This window comes from Thalassospira sp. MCCC 1A03138 (assembly GCF_002115785.1).
Taxonomy (GTDB): domain Bacteria; phylum Pseudomonadota; class Alphaproteobacteria; order Rhodospirillales; family Thalassospiraceae; genus Thalassospira.
Genome location: NZ_JFJY01000004.1, coordinates 63850 through 85409, shown reverse-complemented (window position 1 = coordinate 85409; position 21560 = coordinate 63850). Strand labels below are relative to the sequence as shown.

Sequence of the window (21560 nt, the reverse complement as noted above, 5' to 3'; positions counted from 1 at the left end):
GGATCAGAGCGCCAGAACGAGTGGCTCATTGCTGTCATCTTCCGCCGCCGCTGCAGCAGGCACGGCACAGCAGATCAATGCCTCGTCCGGGGTGGTCTTGGCCGATGGCCGGGTTTTATAGGTCACGTTTCCTTGCAGTATTTTGGTCCGGCAGGTGCCGCAATTCCCACCCCGGCAGCTTGCCTCTGGCGCCAATCCGGCATCTTCGGCCAGTTCCAGCAGGGTTTTGCCATCACCCGGCTTCCAGATTGTACTTTGGCCCGAGCTTGAAAAATCGACCTTAATTTCCGTGCTGCTTGCCGGTGCCAGTTCCGGCAATTCGAGTTGGCTGTCCTGGCTTCGTTGCAGCGATGCAGGGCCGAAGGTCTCTGCATGGATGCGGGTATCGGTAATGTTAAGGCCGCGCAAACCATCATATATCGCTTGCATGAAAGGTGGCGGACCGCACAGATAAAAATCGAAATCATCAAACGGCAGCAGGGAACGCAGCAAATTCATATCGATATGCCCGGATGCCTCGTAATCCTTGCGCGGTTCGGCATCAGTCGGATCGGCAAGGATGCGGACAAGGCGAATGCTGCCTTGGGCTGCTTTGACCAGTTCGACCAGCTCGTCATCAAACGCCCGGTCTTCAAGGGTTCGCGCGGCATAAAACAGCCATGTCGGCCGGAAGCCGCGGGTGCGGAGCCCCTCATAAACGACATGGCGCAACATCGAGATCATTGGCGTAATACCGATCCCGCCCGCAATCAGAACTGCCGGGCGCTTGACATGGGCATCAATTGAAAAATCGCCTGCAGGCGCACGGGCCTCGATCACATCGCCCTCGGCAAGGTTATCGTGCAAGTGGCTTGAAACCACGCCTTCGCGCTTCACGCTGATGCGATAGCAATTGTCTGACGGACCGCTCGAAAGCGTATAGGTACGGATCAGTGGTTTGTCATGGCCGGGCACAGTAACCCGGATCGGCAGATGCTGTCCGGCCTTGTAAGGCAGGGTTCCAGTCCCGTCTGGTGGTTCGAGATGGAAAGATTTGATTATTCTGTTTTCCTTCACAATCCGCGCGATTTTGAAATTTTTCCAAATAATCGCGTTTTGCATGGCCGCAATTTTACGTTCCGCCGTTTCCCAGTCGCCGGTCAGAAGGCTGTTGGGGGATGCCCCGTCGATTTGATCGCGCCAGCGGATCGGAAGGGTGGCTTTGCGCAGCACGACCTTGCGCGGGAAAACCCGCCACAAACGTTCCGCCCCCTGAAAGGCGGCAATTTCCGGCCCGTCGACGATGACGTCGGCATCGCCCGTGATTTGCAGGACATCGCCATTGGCGAAATCGGTAAAAACAAGGCCAGCCTTGGGATTGGCGAGGATATTACCCAGCGTATTGAAAAACAGGTTTCCGGCAAAATCGGGGATGGTCAGGCTGCCATCGGCATCGACGCGGACAAATCCGCGTTTGCCACCACGATGAGAAACATCAACCTCGCGCTTTTCACCAGGACGATCGACATAGGTTGCGACAAAGAAGGTGTCGGCGGCGGCAATCATCGCGCGCGCCTTATCATTCAACGTGCTTTCCAAATCCGCCCGCGAACCGGTTTGAGGCGAAAGTGGATCGCGGGTGAACTCGAAATCACGCAACTGAATATATTGCGGGCAGTTGCCATAGCTGTGCCCGACCCGGATTGCGAAACCGCTATCAGATGAACGCGCGATTGTGCCATTCAGACGGTTGCGGCGTCTTGTGTGCAGTTCAATCCCGATCATGCCAATTGCCTTGCCATCATCCATCCCGGCATCGGCCGGATCTGCCGGATCACGAGGGATATTGACCGCAAGCTGATAGGGATCGGGCGAATGCAGAAAACCGGGATGGTTGGCGCGAAGGGTTGCCCAGACGTCGCCATTGTCATCGACCGCGCCAAACACGGCAAAGGGCAGTTGCGGGTAAAACTGGCGATGCTGTTCGATCAGGTGGTCGCGCAGAACACGTTTGCCAACCTCGGCCATGCGGGCATCGACCCCGACCAGCTTCTGCATGTGAATTTCACCTTCGTGCCACGGGCTGTTGGTGTCCGTGCCAGAAGGGGTAAATTGCAGGGGGGCAGACGACATCAAGGGCGTGCTCATGGCAGTTTCCTTTACGACACAAAGAAGGGGACGGGCCGGTTCGGGGAGAGGGGGCACCGAGTTGGTGCAGGGGGGCAAGTACGGTGAAAGACCGGCCCGGACCATTAGGCTGACTTGCGCAGGCCGGCAGAAGTCTGTTCGAACGGCACGAAACCGGGCAGGGCTTCGACCCGTTTGAGCCAGGCGCGAACATTGCCATAGGGGGCAAGGTCAACATTGCCCTCGGGCGCATTGGCGATATAGCTGTAAAGCGCGACATCGGCGATGGTCGGGCGGTCCAGTTCGAGCCAGTCTTTGCCGGAAAGCGCGGCCTCAATGTGGGCCAGAATGGCATGCGCGCGTGCAATGACCTCGTCTGCATTGAACGGGGCATTAAAAACCGTGACGAGACGGGCAGCACAGACGCCATAGGCAATCTGGCCTGCCGCGATCGAAAGCCATTTCTGGACCTTGGCGGCACTTTCGGCATCTTCGGGCAACCAGTCGGTCGCACCGTATTTCTTGGCGACATAGGTCATGATGGCGATGGAATCGGCAATCACCACGTCGCCGTCTTCAAGTACGGGAACCTGACCCAGCGGGTTCAGTTTCAGGAATTCCGACGATTTATGGGTACCGTTGGGTAGATCTACAACCACGACGTCGTGGTCAACGCCCAAAAGGCTTAGAAACAGGTGGGCACGATGGGCATGGCCCGAGAGGGGGAAATAATGCAGCTTCATTGTTCCAAGTCCTTCTTCAAATACAAGGTTGATGCGATGCCAATGACCATGACTGTTTCCTTAATTTTATAGAATATGGTTTTCCGGGAATTCATTATTCCGTAAAATGGAATGATGTGTTGGCAGTGCAGGAAAAGCACCATGGATCGATTTCAGGCGATGAGGATTTTTGTGCGCGTTGTCGAGGCGCAAAGCTTTGCCGCGGCTGCACGGGAGTTGGGATCAAGCCCGCCCGCCGTCACACGTGCAGTCGCGTTCCTGGAGGAAATCACCGGTGCCCGGCTTTTGACACGGACAACCCGGTCCGTCACCCTGACAGAGCCAGGGGCAAATTATTATGATGACTGCAAACGATTGCTTGGTGATCTGGAAGAAGCCGAAGCCGCCGCAGGTGGTGCCTATGCCCGACCCAGCGGCACATTGACCATCACGGCCCCGGTTCTGTTCGGGCAGATGTATATATTTCCGGTGATGACCGAGTTTCTTGACCTGTATCCTGAAGTACGCGGTCGGGTGCTGTTGTTTGACCGCATTGTCAATATTGTCGAGGAAGGCATCGATCTTGCCATCCGTATCGGACATATGGCCGATACATCGATGAGTGCGATCAAGGTCGGGACCGTGCGGCGTATCATTTGCGGGGGCCCCGGCTATTTGGACCGCCATAGTAGGCCGGCGGTGCCGGCAGATATCGGGATGCACAGGGTTGTCGCATCAACCGGATCATCCGCACCATTGGATTGGCAGTTCGGAGGGGATCAGAAGATCAGTCTTTCGGTCAATGCACGACTGCAAACCAATTCGATTGAAGCGGCCCGCAAGGCGGCGATTGACGGATGGGGATTGGTTCGGATGATGTCATATCAGGCAGCACCTTTTATCGAGAATGGATCGCTTGAAGTGGTTCTGCGTGATTATGAGCCCGAACCGATCCCCATCCATATCGTCCATCCCGAAGGTCGCCATGCTCCTGCCAAGGTCCGGGCCTTTATCGATCTGGCGGTGGATCGTCTACGTTCGGATAAGCGGATCAATTAGCGCATCGTTTCAATCATCACGCGTGATAGGATCGGATGTTTTGTGATCGGTGACGATGCATAAGCAGGGATGATCGGGTGGGGATTTTATCGGCACAGATTGGTCGTATTGTCGGCAATGTGATGCAGATCGGTTTGCGCACCGTTTTGCCGCCGCGTTGTGGTGGATGCGGTGCGGTTACCGATACGGTGCATGCGGTCTGTGCTGATTGCTGGATCGGGCTTCGATTTATTTCCGATCCACTGTGCGCGTGTTGCGGCTATCCGTTCGAGCTTGCCGCTGACGACAATGAGGGCGATGGCATCCTGTGCGGCGAATGTTTACGTAAAAAGCCTGCGTTTGATCGGGCCCGTGCGGCACTGATTTATGACGACGCAAGTCGTGATTACCTTTTACGGTTCAAGCACGGGGATCGCACCGATCTGACGCCGCTTTTAAGTCGCTGGCTGGTGCAGGCCGGGCGGGATTTCTGGGTAGATGCGGATATCATTCTTCCGGTACCGTTGCATCGTACCCGGCTTTTGATGCGGCGATATAATCAGTCTGGGTTGTTGGCCGCCAGTCTGTCGCGCCAGACCGGCATTGGATGGCATGGCACGGTGCTGCGGCGGTTGCGAAAAACGCGCAGTCTGGGCGGTTTGGGGCCGTCGTCGCGCAAGCGCGAAGTCGGTGGTGCGTTTGGTGTTGATGACAGGATCGCAGCGCAGATCGGGCTTTCGGGGGCACGGGTGGTTTTGATTGATGATGTGCTGACCACGGGGGCGACGGCCAATGCATGCGCGCGGATTTTGAAGCGCGCCGGAGCCATGCACGTCGATGTGATCACGGTTGCACGGGTGGTCCGATGACGCGTCGCAAAATATCTGTTATAGAACGCCCATACAGGACGGATTGCTGGTCGTATTCTGGTGCAAGGCCGTGGAAATATGCGCCATAGCACCCATAACGACCCGATGAAAAAGGAACATGACCAGATGGCAAAAGTCGAAGTTTATGCCACCGAATGGTGCCCCTATTGCAAGCGTGCCCGCAAGCTTCTGGAAGAAAAGGGTGCCAAATACGAACTGATTGATGTGATGATGGAACCGCGTCGCAAAAAGGAAATGATGGATCGTGCGAGTGGCCGTCATACCGTGCCGCAGATTTTCATCAATGACGAACATATCGGCGGCTGCGACGAACTTATGGCGCTGAACGCCAAGGGCGGTCTGGACAGCAAGCTGTCGGCATAAGTTCGGGATTTCCAAAACGGGTGGCAACGATTGTTGCCACCCGTTTATTTTTTGATATCGGATGCCGTTTCAAGCGTTTTGCGGAATTCCGAAAATGCCGGGGTATCAAAACCCGGACGGCAGGCCAGAAAGGTATCAACCTTCATCAGGGGATGTTCCCTGACCGGGCCAAGATGACGCATCAGATCAACGACACTGCGTGGCATGATGCTGATGCATGATCCGGCAGCGGTGCAGGCAAACATGGCGTGATAAGACCCGACTTCCTGAACCGTGAAATGTTCCCTGATGGATCCGAACCCGGTAAGCCATTCTTCGGCCAACGCTCGATAGGTACAACCCGGTGCGAAGGCCGCCAGTGAATTTGGCTGGATGTCGCTGGCGCTAAGAATAGCGGCATGTCCGGGTGGGAGAAGCAATACAAGTTCTTCGCGAAACATGGCGCGGGTATCAAGAATTCCGGGTTCCAGCCACCATTCCCCCGACGGTATCGCAATCAGTGCGCAATCAATGCGGCGGGCCAGAAGGCCATCGACAAGCTGTCGGGTGGGTGCAGTTGATAGTTCAATCGTGACGTCGGGGAATGCCTTGTTATAGGCAGCGAGCGGAACGGGAAGGCGGCTGGCGACGGTGCTTTCCATTGAACCGACACGCAGGGTTCCGGCCGGGGTCGAGGGATTGACCATCTGGCGTGCTTCGTCGGCAAGGTTCAGGATGCGGTCGGCATATTCCAGAAAGGTTTCGCCTTCCTGTGTCAGGATCATGCGTTTTTTATCGCGCTGAAACAGGGCAACACCGATTTCCGTTTCAAGCTGCTGAACGCGGGTGGTGACATTGGATGGCACCCGGCCAAGCAGTTCGGCGGCACGGGTAATGCCCTGTTCTTTGGCAACGGTACGAAAAACCGCCAGCGACGCAAGATCCATCATAATTCTCCGATGCGGAATTTACTTGAATTTATATTCTTTATTTAAGAATATATGTCAATCTTAATTCTGAAATTGTGAAGAATGTTTGCCTCGATACGGGCAGGGCATTCGGGAGGACTGAAATGCTGGACAGGCTTGGTATGACATTGCCGATTGTGCAGGCCCCGATGGCCGGAGTTTCCACCCCGGCACTTGCGGCGGCAGTTTCGAATGTCGGTGGTCTGGGATCGATTGGTGTCGGCGCAAGTGACGCGACGGCGGCGCGCAAGATGATCGAAGAACTTCGCGCCCGGACGGATCGCGCCTTTAACGTCAATGTTTTTGTCCATGAAACACCAAAGCCGGACCCGGTTTGTGAGGCTGCATGGCTTCATGCCTTAAGGCCGCATTTTGCCGAATTCGGTGCAAGGCCACCGTCAGGTTTGCGCACCATCTATAAAAGCTTTGCCGATGATTGGGATATGCTGGCGCTTTTGATCGAGATGAAACCGGCCGTGGTCAGTTTACATTTCGGATTGCCGTCGGCAGATGTGATTGCGGTGCTAAAGCAGGCCGGAATTATACTGTTTGCAACTGCGACCAGTCTGGACGAAGCTCGTAAGATCGAGGCTGCTGGTATTGATGTGGTCGTTGCCCAAGGCATCGAGGCCGGTGGTCATCGCGGTATTTTTGACCCGGATGCGCATGATGATTGTTTGAGCACTGTCGCACTGACCCGTTTGCTGGTGCGTGATTGCAAGCTGCCGGTTATTGCCGCGGGCGGCATTATGGATGGGGCGGGTATTGCTGCCGCCCTTGATCTTGGCGCTGTGAGCGCCCAGCTGGGCACGGCCTTTGTTGCGTGTCCGGAATCCTCAGCCGACGAGGGATATCGCCGTGCGCTGATGGGGGCGGGGGCATATCATACGCAACTGACATCGTTGATTTCCGGGCGACCGGCGCGCGCGATTGCAAATCGTTTTACGGCCCTTAAAGATACGCTGAATGCGGCAGTGCCGTCCTACCCCATTGCTTATGACGCGGGAAAAGCATTGAACGCCGCCGCCAAAGCCAAAGGCGAAGATGGCTTTGGCGCGCAGTGGGCCGGACAGGGGGCGCCATTAGCACGTGCGATGCCTGCCGCAGAGCTTGTGGCGACCCTGATGCAGGAGTTCGAGGTCGCTCGCAGAAAGTAAGATCGAAAAACAAAACCCCGGTCAGTCTGACCGGGGTAGAGTTTGGTGACACGAGCAGGGAAAGATCGTCAGCCAAAGGTATCTTCCATTTCCTTGCGGAAGCGGATGGCGGGATCAGTGACGTCGAAATCTACGTCGTCCCATGTAACGACCTGATCGGTGGCAATTTTGTGTTTGAGTGTCAGGTGGTGGGCAAGGCCGATGGGAAGGGCATTTTGGGCCTTTGACATGCGGGCGGGCATCAGTTTGCCATAGACCGTGTAACCGCCTTCACCGTCGAGCTTTTCACCGACGCGAAGGTCGCGTTTGGCAAAGGCGACCGCGTCGCCTGACCATGCGCGCGGTGCGCCCGTCGCCTCGTGTCGCAGGGCGGCCGACGCAACCGAGATGCCCAGTTCCAGTCCGATCAGGTGATAGGGTTTATACATCGCCGAATATTGCCCGGTAGGGTCGGTCAGAAGACCATATTCCGAGAAACAGCGTTTGACATAGTCGCTGGGGGCTTCAAACGTGACATAAACACCCCAGCGCAGATCACGAAAGACCGGGCGTGTATCACGTTCAAGGCTTGAAACCACTTCGACCGTACCCTTGCGATCAAGCAAACCACCGGTTTCCCGTGGCGAGAGCAAGCGGGGTAGATCATCGACACCGCAGGCAGGGAAACGAAGGCCGATATCCTGTGGCACCAGATCACAGGCATTGGCAACCGCGGCCATTTCGATGGCGGATTTGGTGCCATCAAGGAAGCTGTTGAAAATCTGCGGGTTCATGCCACCTGCCTTTGCCTGTTCTGGTGTCAGGCCATAATGGGTCCAGACATCGTCGGGCGTGACATGGTGATAGGCGGGCAGATATTTGGTGCCCTTGCCCGCGCAGATGACATCAAGGCCGACCGCACGTGCCCAATCGACCATTTCCGAAATCAGGGCGGGTTGATCGCCATAGGCCATGGAATAGACAAGGCCTGCCTGCCCGGCCTTGCGTGCCAGAAGCGGCCCTGCAAGAACGTCGGCCTCGACATTGACCATGATAAGGTGGCGGCCATGTTCGATGGCCTTCAGGCCATAACGGATACCGGCAGCGGGGCTGCCGGTGGCATCAATGATGACTTCGAGGCCGTTGGCTTCGATCAGGGCGTCGGCATTCTCGGTGATCCAGGTGGTGCCGTTTTTAAGCGCATTGTCCGGATCGGTTGCCTGATAGCGTTCCTTTGGCCAGCCAACACGGTCGAGGGCCTCTTTGGCGCGGGCCGCGCTCAGGTCTGCAACCCCGAGAACGTGATAGCCCGGATGGTGTCCGGCCTGACTTAAAAACATCGAGCCGAATTTGCCCGCGCCGATAATGCCGACACGAACAGGATTGCCGTCTGCGGCACGTTTGCGCAGCTTTGCATCAAGGTTCATTCGAAATACTCCGTCGCCGGGCGATCAGGCCGCGGAACTTTTGGCGGCAGGCTGTCTGGCAACCAGTTCGTCAAGGCAATCATCGGCAAGCGGCGTGATCGGGGTAAAGTCGCGATGCGCGATCCACGGTTTGCGATTAAACGCCCGGATATGGTTCGAAACCGCGCACAGGCTAAGATAAACAATGGTGCGGTCAAACGGGCTGATATTGGGCGGGCTGGCATGGACCAGATTGCCATGGAACATCACAACCGAACCAGCGGGACCAATCGGGGCCTCGCAACCGCCTTCGGCAGCAAGCTTTGTAACTGTTTCGCGATCAAGCGTCCAAAGCGGATAGGATGTGGTTTCAAGGTCGTGACCGGCCTTTAGCACGCCTGCCTTATGGCTTTTGGGGATGAATAATAACGGGCCATTGGCCGGGGTGACGTCTTCAAGGAACAGGGCAATGTTGAATGCGCGCGGTTCGGGCATTTCATCGTCGCGCTGCCAGGTGCCGTAATCCTGATGCCATTGCCAGACGGCGCCATCAAAGGCGGCCTTGGCGTTGATTTTGTACTGGTGCATGTAAACCTGTTCTTCGAGGAACTGTTCAACAGGTTCGATCAGACGGGGATGGGCGCCAAGGCGGCGATGGGCTTCGTTATAGGTGTGGGCGGCAAAAGCCGTGCGGGCGACGCCCGATGTTTCGCGCCAGACTTCTTCGCGGTCGGATGCATAAATCTGGCGGGCTTCGGACAGAAGAAGGGCGGCTTCTTCGGGAGAGAAAAGTTCCGGTAGAAAGACAAAGCCCTGTTCGCGAAATTCGGCAAGTGCCGCTTCATTGAGTTTCATGACGTTCCTCCGTGTCGCAAGGTTTTGATTTTTATTATGCGACTATGTGCCCGTTTCGGGCGGTTTATGCGCCAGGCGATTTAATTGTTTTTCTTTGCTGTTTCTTTCATATGCGTGATCAGGCGGTTTGCAGCGTTGCGTGTATGTGCAATTGCCAATTGTTCGGCCGCCGCACCATCGCCGGCGCAAATCGCGTCGGCGATGGCTTGATGTTCGGTCCAGACAGGGTCCCGACCGGTTCCAGTCTGCAGGTCGGCATGCATGACGCGCCGAACCTGCAGCCAGATTGCGGCTGATGCCTCGGGCAACAGGGGATTGCCCGACAGGCGATAGATCGTTTGATGAAACGCGACGTCGGCTGCAACAAGGTCTGCGGTGGTATTGCTGTCCAGGGCGTGGTGTCCCTGTTGGATGGCAGCCCGCAGGGCCGATTTCCGTTCGTCTTCCGTGGATTTTGACGCCAGACGGGCGGCAAGCCCGTCAAACGCTTCGCGCAAGTCATAAACGTGCTCGACCAGCTTGGCATCGACCGGCGCAACGCGGTATCCGCGCCGCCCCATCGGTACGACCAGCCCATCACGACGCAGCAACCCCAGAGCTTGCAACACTGGCTGCCGCGAGACATTGAGCTCCTCGGCCAAGGCTTCCTGACGCAAAGGCGTTCCGGGAGGGAGAGCACCGGAACACAGGGCATCGACCAAGCGATCATGCACTTCGTCAGTCAGACTTTTACGACCGGAAAGCGGTTCCATCTTCAATCCTTCTTTCGCATGTGGAATACTGTATACACTAAATTTAACCATTGGAAGATCAAATCGATAAAAAATGACTCTGTGGTTGTGTGCTCAGATTAAAACACTGTTTTGGTGGCGCGATAGCCCAATTGTGTATTGTCCGTGGTCCGATCGCGTTCCATGATTATCGCAGAACAACGATAAGGAGACGATGTCATGGCCCGTTTCATTGCTGCCTGTGTCCAGGTGAATGCGCGTGACAATATGAGCGACAACCTTGCACGTGCCGCGACCTATGCGCGCGATGCCCATGCGGCGGGGGCAACGTTGATTGCGTTTCCGGAAAATGTTTCGATGATGTCGTTTGGCGGGGAAAAGGTCAGGACGGCGGCCTTTGACGAGGCCGATCACCCAGCCCTGACATTTTTCCGCGATCTGGCGGAAGAATTGAAATCGACCCTGATTGTCGGGTCATTGCATGTGAAGGTGCCGGGCGAAGACCGGGTTGCCAATCGCTGCTTTGTGATTGGCTCGGACGGGGCGGTGATCACATCCTATGACAAGATTCACATGTTTGATGTCGATCTGGCGGACGGGGAAAGTTACCGCGAAAGCAAAACTTTCCGCCCGGGCGATCAGGCGCGGCTTGCCAAAACCGATATCGGGGATATCGGCATTGCGATTTGCTATGACGTCCGGTTCCCGCAGCTTTTCCGTGATTATGCCAAGGCGGGGGCAAAGATCCTGTCTATCCCGGCGGCGTTTACACGTACGACCGGGCAGGCGCACTGGCATAATCTGTTGCGGTCACGCGCGATTGAAAATGGTTGTTATGTGATTGCGGCCGCACAGTGCGGCGATCATCCGGGCAACCGGCAGACCTTCGGCCATTCGCTGATTATCGATCCGTGGGGAGAGATCCTTGCCGATGCGGGGACCGATCCCGGCTTTATCACCGCCGAGATCGATCTGGATCGGGTGGAAGATATTCGGCGGATGGTACCATCGCTTCATAATGACCGGGCATACAAGCCTTGCTGATCTAAGCAGCATTTCGCAGGTGGTTAGCTATAGCTGACCACCTCGAACTCGATGCCGTTTTCGTCATGGAAGTAAAACCGGCGGCCGGGTTCATAATCGGCATGACTGTGGGTTTTCAGACCACTGGCGAGGATTTTCTTTTCAGTCGCGTCAAGGTCGTCAACCACAATGGCGACATGGTTCATCCCGCCCAGAGTGCGATACGAATTTTCATCCGAACTTATCGGCGTTCCGCCGGAATAGACGGCGACATAGCTTGTATCATTGCCGACGTGATAGGTGATGCCGTTATCCTTTGACGGCCCGTTCCAGCGCACATGCCAGCCAAACCAGTCACATAATTGTGTGGCCGTTTTGGCCGGATCAGCGACGGTGAAATTCACATGTTCCAGAAACGCGGTGCTCATGGAATATTCCTTTTTGTTTTTCCTCAACTATCTTCTGTGTAATTCCTTAACTTAAGTTTAGGTCAAGAAGAAAATTCGCAACCGATTGGGATGCTGAGCCCCGCGGTCACGCAGTTTCACGAAACAGTGTCGCAACGTCATTTTGCCTTTCGCACATGCTCTTTCAATATCGACTTATCAAAACAGCAAATGGAGTGTTTGGGTGATGCTGAAGCGTATGTTACTGGCGACGTCCCTGATCATGGCAGCTTCGGGTGCGGCTTTCGCGGGGGAGCAATATGTTGATGAAACAGGCTTTGCGATCAGCGGGTATGATCCGGTGGCCTATTTCGATCTGAAGCAGGCGGAGCCGGGGGGCGCGCAGCCCCGGGCCGTGCCGGGGCGATCCGATATCACCGCCGAGTATAACGGGGCGACATGGGCGTTTGCATCCGAAGAGTATCGCGACATGTTCACCGCCAATCCGGAAAAATACGCGCCGAAATATGACGGGCATTGCGCCTATGGCGTCGCACAGGGCGGTAAGGTCCCGGCCAATCCGAATCTGTGGCGGATTGTTGACGGGGCACTTTATCTGAATATCACACCGACGGTGGTTGGTTTCTGGAATAGCGATATCAGCGGCAATATCAACAAGTCCGAAGGCAACTGGACCTCGCTTGAGGCCAAGGGCGCTTCGGACAAAAGCTGGAAGGCAATTGCGGACAATAACGGCACGTACGCAGGCACTGCACCGATCAGGTAAGGTAACGTGACTGAAAAATGAAAACCGGCCCCAAGCGGGGCCGGTTTGACGATGATCGAGTATGACCAGGATCAGCTTGCGATTTCGCCGCCGCCCTGCTTGGTGATCGTAACCACCGACGGACGCGCCGGAACGCCGTCCTTGAAGTCCGGCCAGCGGGTGCTGGGTGCGTCATAGGTCGAACCATCTGCCGGGTGCTGAACCGCGACAAACAGGGTCGTGCCATCCGGGGTGAATTCCGGGCCGCACATTTCGGCACCTTCCGGGCAGGCAAAGAAGAATTTGGTCAGTGCACGACCGGCACCTTCAACGTCTGCGGCATGCATGCCATCTGGAATATCCGAGTTCGGCGCACCATCGGTCGAAATCCACAGGCGGCCTTTATGGTCAATCGCAAGGTTATCCGGGCAGGATACCCAGCTTTCAGCCCCTGGATGGTAAACTGCACGGTCATCGGCATTCTCCGGGTTACCGCCAAGCAGGAAGATGTCCCACTTGAAGGTATCTGCGGTGTGATCGGCATCCTTGCCCATGCCGCCCGGAGGGGTGAGCTCAAGAACATGGCCATGGATGTTCGAGGCGCGCGGGTTGACGATGTTCGGCTCCTTGCGCTTCGAGTTGTTGGTAAGCATAACGTAAACCTTGCCGTTGACCGGGTTCGGTTCGACGTCTTCGGGGCGGTCCATCTGGGTCGCACCCAAAAGGTCGGCGGCGCGACGGGTTTCAATCAGAACGTCGGCCTTGCTATGGAAATCGTTTTCGGTGGTCAGCGGGCCATCACCATGGACCAACGGCATCCAGTTTACTGTGCCGTCCTCGTTGAATTTGGCGACATAAAGCGTGCCGTCTTCGAGGATGTCCATGTTAGCTGCGCGGTCGTTCGGATTGTATTTTTTCGACGCGACGAATTTATAAAGATAGTCGAAACGCTGATCGTCGCCGGAATAGGCAACAACCGAGTTATCCTTGTTGACGATAACGGTTGCGCCTTCGTGTTTGAAGCGGCCAAGGGCGGTGCGTTTTTTGGGCATTGATGTCGGATCGTAGGGATCGATTTCGACCATCCAGCCGAACTTGTTCGGTTCGTTCGGTTCTTTTTCGACATTGAAACGGTCGAAATATTTGACCCATGAATACCAGCTGTCCGGCTCGATGCCGAGGCGCTTGTAGTTGCGTTCTTCGCTGGTTTTGGCGATGTCGCCCCCGAAATAGCCGTTGAAGTTTTCTTCGGCGATCAGGATGGTGCCCCAAGGGGTTTTGCCGCCTGCACAGTTGTTCAGCGTGCCGATGACGCGCGTGCCGGTCGGGTCAGAACTGGTTTTCAGGCGGTCATGGCCGGCGGCCGGGCCGGTGATGACCATGTCGGTATCAAGGGCCGAAATGCGGCGCGCATAATTTGACCCGTCGATGACCTGCCATTTGCCACTGGTCTTTTTGACTTCGACGATGGAATGGCCGTGGGCGGCAATTTCGTGCAGGGCCTGTTCCTGTGATGCGCCCATGGCATCCTTGAGTCCCGGCCACATCATTTCCGCGTTGGTGTATTCATGGCTGACACACAGAAGGCCGTGTTCGGAATTGTCCGAGCCGACCGGCAGCGGCATATAGCCGATATAGTCGCAGTTATAGCCGAACTGCTTGTTCTGGGCGGTGGCATCGACGGCACCTGGCACAAATGCCGGGGCATCGGCAGCAACCTTGTCGCCCCAGCGAATCAGGACGTCGGCATCGTAACCGTCGGCTACCGCATGGGTTTCGGTGATTTTCTGCGGGATCGATTTGAAGGTCAGGGTCGATGCGTCTTGCGCACGGGCCATGCCCGAGGTGGCGATACCGGCACCGGCGACGGCCGACGTTGCCATCAGCCCCTTGAAAAAGCCGCGGCGGGAAAGGCGGGCATTGATCAGGTCGGCTACACGTGGGTTGTTTGTCGGGTTCGACGGAATGTCATCGCGATCCTCGACGATTTCAAATTGTTCGGTCATGGTTTTCTCTCTCTGCCAAATGCTAAAACTAGCGCCGAGGAAGATGCCAGAAACACGCCGTTTGAATTATGACACTTGTGTTTATTTTTATTTTTATTCCAGTGTGTTACGGAATTGTTGCAGTCTGCTTTGCCTATGGTTTGCAGGCCGACTGGAATTGTTTCACAGCGAAGGGAACGGCTGCGGATGGTTTGTATTGAGGGCCCTGTTCGAATGCGTTGATTTTCCAGCCGGAAAAGGCGTTTGGCAGTTCGCCAGGGTGCAGAAGGAATTCTGGTGATCGGGGGCGGCCGAACGCTTCGTTGCCGATCATGAAGGTTTCATAAAGCAAAGTGCCACCGGATTTGACCGCATCGCGAAGATTTTCAAACAGTGGTCGGTGCAGGTAATTGACGACCACCACCAGGTCAAACTGCCGGTCCCCAAGCGGCCAGGGACCCGATTCAAGATTTGCTTCGATCCACTCAATTCCGGTATTTTCACCGGTTCCCGTATCCGACAGATCGCGATCAAGGGCTGTGACCTGCCATCCCTGATCCGCCAGCCAGAAACTGTGACGCCCCTTGCCGCAGGCAAGATCAAGTGCGGTTCCGCCGGTCGCGGGGCAGGGTGGGCAATGACGGGTAACCCAGTCCGATGGCATTAATGATGACATTTTCAAAAATCTTGGTTATTGAAGAAGCCGCCTGAAACTGGCGTTTCGGGCAGGGTGTCGCTATATCATTGATATCAAAACACCTTGCAATTGTTACGGTTTGCTTGAACAAAACAACACCATGATCCTCTTTCAGCTTAAATGCGAACATGATCACGAATTTGAAGGCTGGTTCAAAGACGGTGCCACATATGACACCCAGGCTGCCAGCGGTGAATTGTCATGCCCGTTTTGTGGGACGGCGAATGTGGGAAAGGCGTTGATGGCACCGCGGCTTCGGACGTCGCGCCAGAAAGAGGAGGCCGCCGAAAAGACCCGCCAGGTTGCCATGGCCGAAGCAACCCGCACGGCGATGGCCGAAATCCGCAAGCAGGTCGAGGAAAACTGCGAGCATGTCGGCACTAAGTTCGCCGAGGAAGCCCGCAAAATCCATTACGGCGAGACCGAAAAGCGCGGCATTTATGGCGAGGCATCGCTTAAAGAAACAGCCGAACTGATCGATGAAGGCATTGATGTTCAGGCGTTGCCATGGCTTGACGAGAGCAAGAAGAATTAGGGGCTCGATCCCGCTTTGCTCCCTTCATGCCTGATGTGCTGTCCTAAAATACGTTTTCAGCTATAGGATCAGGCTTTGGCGGGTTTTTGCGCGATCACCATGTAATTGATGTCAAGATCGCGCGGGGCGGCTGACCATTTATCGGTGATCGGGTTGTAGGTCACACCGGTGATATCCACGAGATCAAGACCGGCACCGCGCAGCAAGCCTGACATTTCTGATGGTTTGACGAATTTGCGCCAGTTATGGGTGCCAGCAGGCAACCAGCGCAGGATGTATTCAGCGCCGAATTTTGCCAGAGCCAGCGATTTGATCGTCCGGTTCAGGGTGGCAACAAACATCAACCCGCCGGGTTTGAGTAACGCTGCACAGGCCTGCATGAAGAATTGCGGGTCATCGACATGTTCGATGACTTCCATATTCAGAACGATATCGAACTGCTTGCCCTCGTCGACCAGCATTTCCGGGGTGCAATTGCGATAATCAATGGCAAGGCCCGACTGCGCAGCGTGGACTTTTGCGACTTCGATATTGTTTTCGGCTGCGTCGATTGACATCATTTTTGCGCCCATGCGTGCCAGCGGTTCGGACAGAAGACCGGCACCGCAACCGATATCGATGATTTCGACATCTTTCAGGACGTCAAGCTGGTTGGCATCGCGTCCGAGATGGGCAGCGATATTGTCGCGCAGAAGCTGCAAGCGGATCGGATTGAACTTGTGCAGGGGCTTCATCGCGCCGTTCGGGTCCCACCATTTTTCGGCCATTGCGGAAAAGCGTGCGATTTCCTCGGCATTGGCGGTGCGGCTGTTATTGGCGGATGCGTGCGACATGGACGGCTCCGATGGCGTGACGTTGATTTTCTTTGCCCTGTTTACGCGGGCGCGTCCGGCAAGGCAATAGTTTGCCGGATATCAAGGTCCTGACGCCGGGCGAATGAGGGCTTTACCAGCATGAGGGAAATCGAAACGTGCCTTGCGCCAATCGCATGTGTTGTCAGGGTTTTCAGGTAAGAATTCGCAGGATATTTCGCGGTTCGCGCCCTTGGGGAGGCATCTGGCGCATCAAACCCGAATAAAAAATGAATCGATGCAATTTTCCCCTGCGTTGATGCTTGTTTCCAAAAGAGTATGGCAGTATTGATAACGCCGCCCGGATCAGGTGGCGCGCCGCATTGATGGCCTGCGCCAATCGATCGAGGGCCGGATCACATGCCGTCTTCTTCGGAACACCGATGGATGGCAAGCTTAGCGGGGATACTTCATGGCCCGTATTGTCATGAAATTCGGCGGCACATCGGTCGCCGATGTCGAAAAGATCAAGAACGTCGCCCGTCGGGTCAAATCCGAGGTCGATGCCGGGAACCAGGTAGCGGTTGTTGTTTCGGCAATGTCGGGCAAGACCAACGAACTGGTTGGCTGGGCTGATGAAATTTCGCCGATGTATGACGCGCGTGAATATGACGTGATCGTATCATCGGGTGAGCAGGTGACAGTTGGCCTGATCGCCATGGCGCTGCAAAGCATTGACGTACCAGCACGTTCATGGCTTGGCTGGCAGATTCCGATCAAGACTGATGGCGCGCATGCCAAGGCACGTATCAAGGAAATCGATACAACCGAACTCGACAAGCGCATGAATAGCGGCGAGGTTGTCTGTGTTGCCGGTTTCCAGGGGATCGCACCTGACAACCGCATTGCCACGCTGGGCCGTGGCGGTTCGGATACTTCTGCGGTGGCGCTTGCCGCGGCTCTGAAGGCGGATCGTTGCGATATCTATACCGATGTTGACGGGGTTTACACGACCGATCCGCGCATCGTGCCCAAGGCGCGCAAGATCGAAAAGATTACCTACGAAGAAATGCTGGAACTGGCATCGCTTGGTGCGAAGGTCCTTCAGACCCGTTCTGTCGAGATGGCCATGAACCATCGCGTCCGGGTACAGGTCCGCTCCTCCTTTAGTGATGCGGAAGGAACACTTGTTGTAGACGAGGACGAAATCGTGGAACAGGAAGTCGTCAGCGGGATTGCCTATAGCCGTGACGAAGCCAAGATCACCTTGGTGAAAGTCGCCGACAAACCGGGAATCGCTGCTTCTATCTTCGGCCCGCTGGCCGAGGCCAATATCAATGTCGACATGATCGTGCAGAACGTTTCAGAAGACGGTAAAAGCACCGACATGACCTTTACCGTGCCGCGCGGCGAATTCAAACGTGCGCTGTCGGTGATTGAGGGCAATTCGGCCAAGATCGGCTATAAGGAATTGCTGAGCACATCAGATGTGACCAAGGTGTCGATCATTGGTGTGGGCATGCGTTCGCACGTTGGCGTTGCGCGCAAGATGTTCGAAACGCTTGCGGAGAAAGGCATCAACATCCAGGTCATTTCGACCTCGGAAATCAAGGTAAGCGTTCTGATTGCCGAAGAATATACCGAACTGGCAGTTCGCGCGCTTCATACCGCTTATGGCCTTGATGCCGAGTAATTTAATATAATGTGACTTGCATGGCCTGTGATTAAGTCACTGTTAAATTGCGTCAATTATTACATACTAGCTGGAACTATCGGTTTCGGCCTTTATGATGAAATGGCAGGGAACCCTTGGTTTCCTGCATTTCTGCTTTGGGGTACAGAATGATATGAGAGATCCGAAATTCGATGTCGCACGCGCCCGCCTTGAAAAATTGTGGGCGGCGGGCAAGGAATTTCTGGGAACGGATTACGCCATCATGGCGGGTGCAATGTCCTGGGTTTCAGAACGTCACCTTGTGGCGGCGGTTTCAAATGCCGGTGGCTTTGGTGTGATTGCGTGCGGGTCGATGACCCCGGAATTGCTGTCGGCTGAAATCGCCGGGACCAAGGCCCTGACCAACAAGCCGTTTGGCGTCAATCTGATCACCATGCACCCGATGCTTGATGACCTGATCGAGGTTTGCCGTGAGCATGAAGTCGGTCATGTCGTTCTGGCCGGTGGTCTGCCGTCATCGGCAGCGATCAAGAAAGCCAAGGAATTTGCCAAGGTCATCTGTTTTGCCCCGGCACTGGTTTTGGCCAAAAAACTGGTGCGCTCGGGTGCGGATGCGCTGGTGATCGAAGGCAGCGAAGCTGGTGGTCATATTGGCCCGGTTTCCCTGACGGTTCTGGCGCAGGAAATCCTGCCGGAAATGCGCGATGTTCCGGTGTTCTGTGCCGGTGGTATCGCGCGCGGCGAAGCCATTACCGGATTGCTTGAACAGGGGGCGGCCGGTGTTCAGATCGGTACGCGACTGGTGTGCGCAACCGAATGTATTGCGCATCCCGATTTCAAAAAGGCCTTCATTCGTGCCAGCGCACGTGATGCGGTCACCACGGTTCAGCTTGATGAACGTTTCCCGGTTATTCCGGTACGTGCCCTTGCCAATAAGGGAACCGATGAATTCCTTGAAACCCAGCGCAAGGTAATTGCCAAATTCCGCGCCGGTGAGGTTGATCAGGGTGAAGCCCAGCTTGAGATCGAACATTTCTGGGCCGGTGCGCTTCGCCGGGCTGTTATCGATGGTGATGTCGATGGCGGATCGGTTATGGCAGGACAGTCGGTTGGTATGGTAAAGAAAGAACAACCGGTATCTGAAATTCTGGAAGAACTGGTCGAACAGGCCGTTCAGTCCCTCGTTAGAAGAGACAGTTAAACCCGATGAGCATGCCGTCCGCCGCAGTCACTGGTCCGCGACGCCTGTTAAAGCGCGTTCGCGACGTCATGGCTGGTCCGGGGACGGCAGAAGAGCGCCTTGGGCAGATCGTGACCATCATCGCCGCCGATATGGTGGCGGAGGTATGTTCGGTCTATGTGATGCGCGCGGGCGAGGTGCTGGAACTTTTCGCGACCTGCGGTCTGGCACCGGCGGCAGTTCATATGACCCGCCTTCGGGTGGGCGAGGGGATTGTCGGTTATGTGGCGGCCCATGCGCGGCCCCTTAACCTTAAAGATGCGCAAGGCCATCCGAACTTTGCCTATCGTCCGGAAACCGGCGAGGAAATCTATCATTCCATGATCGGTGTGCCGATCCTGCGTGGGGGCCGTATCATTGGCGTCCTTGCCGTGCAGAACCGGACCGAACGTCTTTATTCAGAGGACGAGCAGGAAGCGCTTGAAAACGTTGCCATGGTGCTGGCCGAAATGGTCGCCGGTGGCGAACTGGTCAGCCGCGATGAACTGATTCCGACCGACGGGATTGCGCTTTTGCCCTTGCGGCTTGGTGGGGCGCGTCTGGCACCGGGGATTGGCAAGGGCGTTGCGGTTCTTCATGAGCCGCGCATTGTCATCGACCGGATGGTGTCCGATGATCCGGACGAGGAACTGATCCGGCTTCGAGACGCCATGCGCGGGCTTCAGGACCATCTCGACAAAATGCTTGAAGCTGTTGCGGGAATGGATAGCAGTGGCGGCGATGATGATCCGGGCGATATTCTTGAAGCCTATAAAATGATTGCGCAGGATACCGGGTGGCTTAACCGCATTACCGAGGCGGTCCATACCGGCCTTACGGCGGAAGCAGCGGTTCAGAAGGTTCATGATGATACCCGTGCGCGCATGGCCCAGGTCAGCGATCCGTATCTGCGCGAACGTTTGCATGATCTTGAAGATCTGGCGAACCGTCTGCTGCAGCATCTTTCGGGGCAGTATCAGTCCCCGGCCTTTGGCGAGTTGCCCGACGATATCATTCTGGTGGCGCGAAATATCGGCCCGGCGGAACTTCTGGATTATGATCATACCTGCCTGCGCGGCCTTGCCCTTGAAGAGGGGTCGCATACGTCACATGTGGCAATTGTTGCGCGTGCGCTGGATATTCCGGTGCTGGGCGGGGTTAAAGGGGTTCTCGACAAGGTCGAAACCGGTGATCCGCTGATTGTCGATGCCGACAATGCACAATTGTTCGTCCGGCCAAGTGAAGATGTCCGTTCGGTTATTGACGGTGCGCTTCGTGCGCGGGCCGAGCGCAAGGCGCTTTATGCGCAGATGCGCGATATGCCGTCCCGGACATGTGACGAGATTGATATTTCGCTGAACGTCAATGCGGGGCTTTTGATCGATGTACCCCATGTGATTGAAAGCGGCGCGGACGGGATCGGGCTTTATCGGACGGAAATTCCATTTATGGTCAGATCGGCCATGCCGGATATTGGCGATCAGACCCGGCTGTACACCCGGATCTTTGAGCAGGCGGAAGGTCGTCCGGTCGTGTTTCGGACGCTTGATGTCGGGGGTGACAAATTGTTGCCCTATTGGGAGGATATGACAGAAGAGAACCCGGCGATGGGCTGGCGCTCGATCCGCATTACGCTGGATCGGCCTGCAGTGCTTGTTCATCAGTTGCGCGCGTTGATCCGGGCTGCCCATGAGCGGGACCTGTATGTCATGTTCCCGATGATTGCCGAAGTCGCAGAGTTCGACCAGGCAAGGGCGCTTCTGGATCAGCAGTTGAAACGCGAAGCAGAACGCGGCTGTGCACCGAACCGGGTCGAGGTTGGGGCGATGCTGGAGGTTCCGGCGCTGATATGGCAAGCACCGGCGCTTCTGGAGCGTGTCGACTTTTTGTCGGTTGGAACCAACGACCTGCTGCAGTTCATGTTCGCTGCTGATCGCGGAAACCCGCGGTTGGAAGGGCGATATGATACACTTTCGCCAAGTGTGTTTGCATTTATGCGGCAGCTTGTCACATTGTGTGACGAACGGAACGTGCGTCTGACCATCTGCGGCGAGATGGCCGGACGACCACTTGAAGCGATGGCCCTGATCGGATTGGGTATTCGCCGCTTGTCCATGGCGCCGGCTTCTATCGGTCCTGTAAAGGAAATGGTCCGGAGCCTGAATGTGAGAAGCGTTGAAGGATATGTCCTGTCGGTGATGGGAAGTTCGACCAAGTCATTGCGATCGCGTCTTAAGGCTTTCGCAATAGATCACGGTGTAAAACTTTAAAAACAATCGCTTTTGGTGG

General features: G+C 55.9%; 20 protein-coding genes. 10 read left to right on the top strand and 10 right to left on the bottom strand.

Annotated elements, in window-relative coordinates:
- Positions 1–3: 3 nt before the first annotated feature.
- Positions 4–2127, bottom strand: coding sequence for a pyridoxamine 5'-phosphate oxidase family protein (locus tag TH468_RS10150; protein WP_085643779.1), 2124 nt, complete (start codon positions 2125–2127; stop codon positions 4–6).
- Between the two features lie 104 nt (positions 2128–2231).
- Positions 2232–2849, bottom strand: coding sequence for a glutathione S-transferase family protein (locus tag TH468_RS10145; RefSeq protein ID WP_085643777.1), 618 nt, complete (start codon positions 2847–2849; stop codon positions 2232–2234).
- A 141-nt stretch (positions 2850–2990) separates the two neighbouring features.
- Here TH468_RS10145 and TH468_RS10140 point away from each other — a divergent pair, with 141 nt between their 5' ends.
- The 3 genes from TH468_RS10140 (at position 2991) to grxC (ending at position 5119) form a co-directional block, all read left to right on the top strand.
- Entirely contained in the window at positions 2991–3887 is an 897-nt protein-coding gene (locus TH468_RS10140) for a LysR family transcriptional regulator (RefSeq protein ID WP_085643775.1), read from the top strand.
- Between the two features lie 77 nt (positions 3888–3964).
- Positions 3965–4735 carry a ComF family protein gene (locus TH468_RS10135; protein WP_139834683.1) on the top strand — a complete coding sequence of 257 codons (771 nt, stop codon included), beginning with the start codon at positions 3965–3967 and terminating at the stop codon, positions 4733–4735.
- Between the two features lie 78 nt (positions 4736–4813).
- Positions 4814–5119 carry a glutaredoxin 3 gene (gene grxC, locus TH468_RS10130; protein WP_371268743.1) on the top strand — a complete coding sequence of 102 codons (306 nt, stop codon included), beginning with the start codon at positions 4814–4816 and terminating at the stop codon, positions 5117–5119.
- A gap of 44 nt (positions 5120–5163) precedes the next feature.
- Here the strand turns inward: grxC and TH468_RS10125 are convergent, their stop codons facing one another.
- Positions 5164–6045: a LysR substrate-binding domain-containing protein gene (locus tag TH468_RS10125; RefSeq protein ID WP_085643774.1), complete on the bottom strand. Its 882-nt coding sequence runs from the start codon at positions 6043–6045 to the stop codon at positions 5164–5166.
- Positions 6046–6170: 125 nt separating this feature from the next.
- Here TH468_RS10125 and TH468_RS10120 point away from each other — a divergent pair, with 125 nt between their 5' ends.
- Complete coding sequence (locus TH468_RS10120; RefSeq protein ID WP_085643772.1) at positions 6171–7223, top strand: nitronate monooxygenase family protein; 1053 nt, start codon at positions 6171–6173, stop codon at positions 7221–7223.
- 68 nt (positions 7224–7291) lie between these two features.
- On the opposite strand, the gene TH468_RS10115 is transcribed toward TH468_RS10120, so the two are convergent.
- The 3 genes from TH468_RS10115 to TH468_RS10105 all read right to left on the bottom strand — a co-directional run bounded on the left by TH468_RS10115 (position 7292) and on the right by TH468_RS10105 (position 10215).
- The gene (locus TH468_RS10115; RefSeq protein ID WP_085643770.1) at positions 7292–8629 is read right to left on the bottom strand and encodes an NAD(P)H-dependent oxidoreductase; all 1338 of its coding nucleotides are present in this window, start codon (positions 8627–8629) and stop codon (positions 7292–7294) included.
- Positions 8630–8653: 24 nt separating this feature from the next.
- Positions 8654–9463 (bottom strand): phytanoyl-CoA dioxygenase family protein, encoded by an 810-nt coding sequence (locus TH468_RS10110; protein WP_085643768.1) that lies wholly within the window; start codon positions 9461–9463, stop codon positions 8654–8656.
- Positions 9464–9543: 80 nt separating this feature from the next.
- Positions 9544–10215 (bottom strand): GntR family transcriptional regulator, encoded by a 672-nt coding sequence (locus TH468_RS10105; RefSeq protein WP_085643767.1) that lies wholly within the window; start codon positions 10213–10215, stop codon positions 9544–9546.
- Between the two features lie 198 nt (positions 10216–10413).
- Here TH468_RS10105 and TH468_RS10100 point away from each other — a divergent pair, with 198 nt between their 5' ends.
- Entirely contained in the window at positions 10414–11238 is an 825-nt protein-coding gene (locus TH468_RS10100; RefSeq protein ID WP_085643765.1) for a carbon-nitrogen hydrolase family protein, read from the top strand.
- A 23-nt stretch (positions 11239–11261) separates the two neighbouring features.
- Here the strand turns inward: TH468_RS10100 and TH468_RS10095 are convergent, their stop codons facing one another.
- Positions 11262–11645 carry a VOC family protein gene (locus TH468_RS10095; RefSeq protein WP_085644197.1) on the bottom strand — a complete coding sequence of 128 codons (384 nt, stop codon included), beginning with the start codon at positions 11643–11645 and terminating at the stop codon, positions 11262–11264.
- A gap of 205 nt (positions 11646–11850) precedes the next feature.
- Between TH468_RS10095 and TH468_RS10090 the strand changes: the two genes are divergently transcribed.
- Complete coding sequence (locus TH468_RS10090) at positions 11851–12390, top strand: YHS domain-containing (seleno)protein (protein WP_210402239.1); 540 nt, start codon at positions 11851–11853, stop codon at positions 12388–12390.
- A 71-nt stretch (positions 12391–12461) separates the two neighbouring features.
- On the opposite strand, the gene TH468_RS10085 is transcribed toward TH468_RS10090, so the two are convergent.
- Both TH468_RS10085 and TH468_RS10080 read right to left on the bottom strand, forming a co-directional pair.
- Entirely contained in the window at positions 12462–14375 is a 1914-nt protein-coding gene (locus TH468_RS10085) for a PhoX family phosphatase (protein ID WP_085643763.1), read from the bottom strand.
- 133 nt (positions 14376–14508) lie between these two features.
- Positions 14509–15030 (bottom strand): bifunctional 2-polyprenyl-6-hydroxyphenol methylase/3-demethylubiquinol 3-O-methyltransferase UbiG, encoded by a 522-nt coding sequence (locus TH468_RS10080; protein WP_246832287.1) that lies wholly within the window; start codon positions 15028–15030, stop codon positions 14509–14511.
- 121 nt (positions 15031–15151) lie between these two features.
- On the opposite strand from TH468_RS10080, the gene TH468_RS10075 reads away from it, so the two are divergent.
- Positions 15152–15586: a DUF1178 family protein gene (locus TH468_RS10075; protein WP_037991038.1), complete on the top strand. Its 435-nt coding sequence runs from the start codon at positions 15152–15154 to the stop codon at positions 15584–15586.
- 68 nt (positions 15587–15654) lie between these two features.
- On the opposite strand, the gene ubiG is transcribed toward TH468_RS10075, so the two are convergent.
- The gene (gene ubiG / locus TH468_RS10070; RefSeq protein WP_085643759.1) at positions 15655–16419 is read right to left on the bottom strand and encodes a bifunctional 2-polyprenyl-6-hydroxyphenol methylase/3-demethylubiquinol 3-O-methyltransferase UbiG; all 765 of its coding nucleotides are present in this window, start codon (positions 16417–16419) and stop codon (positions 15655–15657) included.
- 430 nt (positions 16420–16849) lie between these two features.
- Here ubiG and TH468_RS10065 point away from each other — a divergent pair, with 430 nt between their 5' ends.
- The 3 genes from TH468_RS10065 to ptsP all read left to right on the top strand — a co-directional run bounded on the left by TH468_RS10065 (position 16850) and on the right by ptsP (position 21541).
- Positions 16850–18070: an aspartate kinase gene (locus tag TH468_RS10065; RefSeq protein ID WP_085643757.1), complete on the top strand. Its 1221-nt coding sequence runs from the start codon at positions 16850–16852 to the stop codon at positions 18068–18070.
- 154 nt (positions 18071–18224) lie between these two features.
- Positions 18225–19253, top strand: coding sequence for a nitronate monooxygenase family protein (locus TH468_RS10060; RefSeq protein WP_085644193.1), 1029 nt, complete (start codon positions 18225–18227; stop codon positions 19251–19253).
- Between the two features lie 5 nt (positions 19254–19258).
- Complete coding sequence (gene ptsP, locus TH468_RS10055) at positions 19259–21541, top strand: phosphoenolpyruvate--protein phosphotransferase (RefSeq protein ID WP_085643755.1); 2283 nt, start codon at positions 19259–19261, stop codon at positions 21539–21541.
- Positions 21542–21560: the final 19 nt, after the last annotated feature.

Coding starts and splice junctions, on each gene's coding strand:
- TH468_RS10150 (WP_085643779.1), bottom strand. CDS start 2,127: ATGAGCACGCCCTTGATGTCGTCTGCCCCCCTGCAATTTACCCCTTCT.
- TH468_RS10145 (WP_085643777.1), bottom strand. CDS start 2,849: ATGAAGCTGCATTATTTCCCCCTCTCGGGCCATGCCCATCGTGCCCAC.
- TH468_RS10140 (WP_085643775.1), top strand. CDS start 2,991: ATGGATCGATTTCAGGCGATGAGGATTTTTGTGCGCGTTGTCGAGGCG.
- grxC (WP_371268743.1), top strand. CDS start 4,814: ATGCGCCATAGCACCCATAACGACCCGATGAAAAAGGAACATGACCAG.
- TH468_RS10125 (WP_085643774.1), bottom strand. CDS start 6,045: ATGGATCTTGCGTCGCTGGCGGTTTTTCGTACCGTTGCCAAAGAACAG.
- TH468_RS10120 (WP_085643772.1), top strand. CDS start 6,171: ATGCTGGACAGGCTTGGTATGACATTGCCGATTGTGCAGGCCCCGATG.
- TH468_RS10115 (WP_085643770.1), bottom strand. CDS start 8,629: ATGAACCTTGATGCAAAGCTGCGCAAACGTGCCGCAGACGGCAATCCT.
- TH468_RS10110 (WP_085643768.1), bottom strand. CDS start 9,463: ATGAAACTCAATGAAGCGGCACTTGCCGAATTTCGCGAACAGGGCTTT.
- TH468_RS10105 (WP_085643767.1), bottom strand. CDS start 10,215: ATGGAACCGCTTTCCGGTCGTAAAAGTCTGACTGACGAAGTGCATGAT.
- TH468_RS10100 (WP_085643765.1), top strand. CDS start 10,414: ATGGCCCGTTTCATTGCTGCCTGTGTCCAGGTGAATGCGCGTGACAAT.
- TH468_RS10095 (WP_085644197.1), bottom strand. CDS start 11,645: ATGAGCACCGCGTTTCTGGAACATGTGAATTTCACCGTCGCTGATCCG.
- TH468_RS10090 (WP_210402239.1), top strand. CDS start 11,851: ATGCTGAAGCGTATGTTACTGGCGACGTCCCTGATCATGGCAGCTTCG.
- TH468_RS10085 (WP_085643763.1), bottom strand. CDS start 14,375: ATGACCGAACAATTTGAAATCGTCGAGGATCGCGATGACATTCCGTCG.
- TH468_RS10080 (WP_246832287.1), bottom strand. CDS start 15,030: ATGTCATCATTAATGCCATCGGACTGGGTTACCCGTCATTGCCCACCC.
- TH468_RS10075 (WP_037991038.1), top strand. CDS start 15,152: ATGATCCTCTTTCAGCTTAAATGCGAACATGATCACGAATTTGAAGGC.
- ubiG (WP_085643759.1), bottom strand. CDS start 16,419: ATGTCGCACGCATCCGCCAATAACAGCCGCACCGCCAATGCCGAGGAA.
- TH468_RS10065 (WP_085643757.1), top strand. CDS start 16,850: ATGGCCCGTATTGTCATGAAATTCGGCGGCACATCGGTCGCCGATGTC.
- TH468_RS10060 (WP_085644193.1), top strand. CDS start 18,225: ATGAGAGATCCGAAATTCGATGTCGCACGCGCCCGCCTTGAAAAATTG.
- ptsP (WP_085643755.1), top strand. CDS start 19,259: ATGAGCATGCCGTCCGCCGCAGTCACTGGTCCGCGACGCCTGTTAAAG.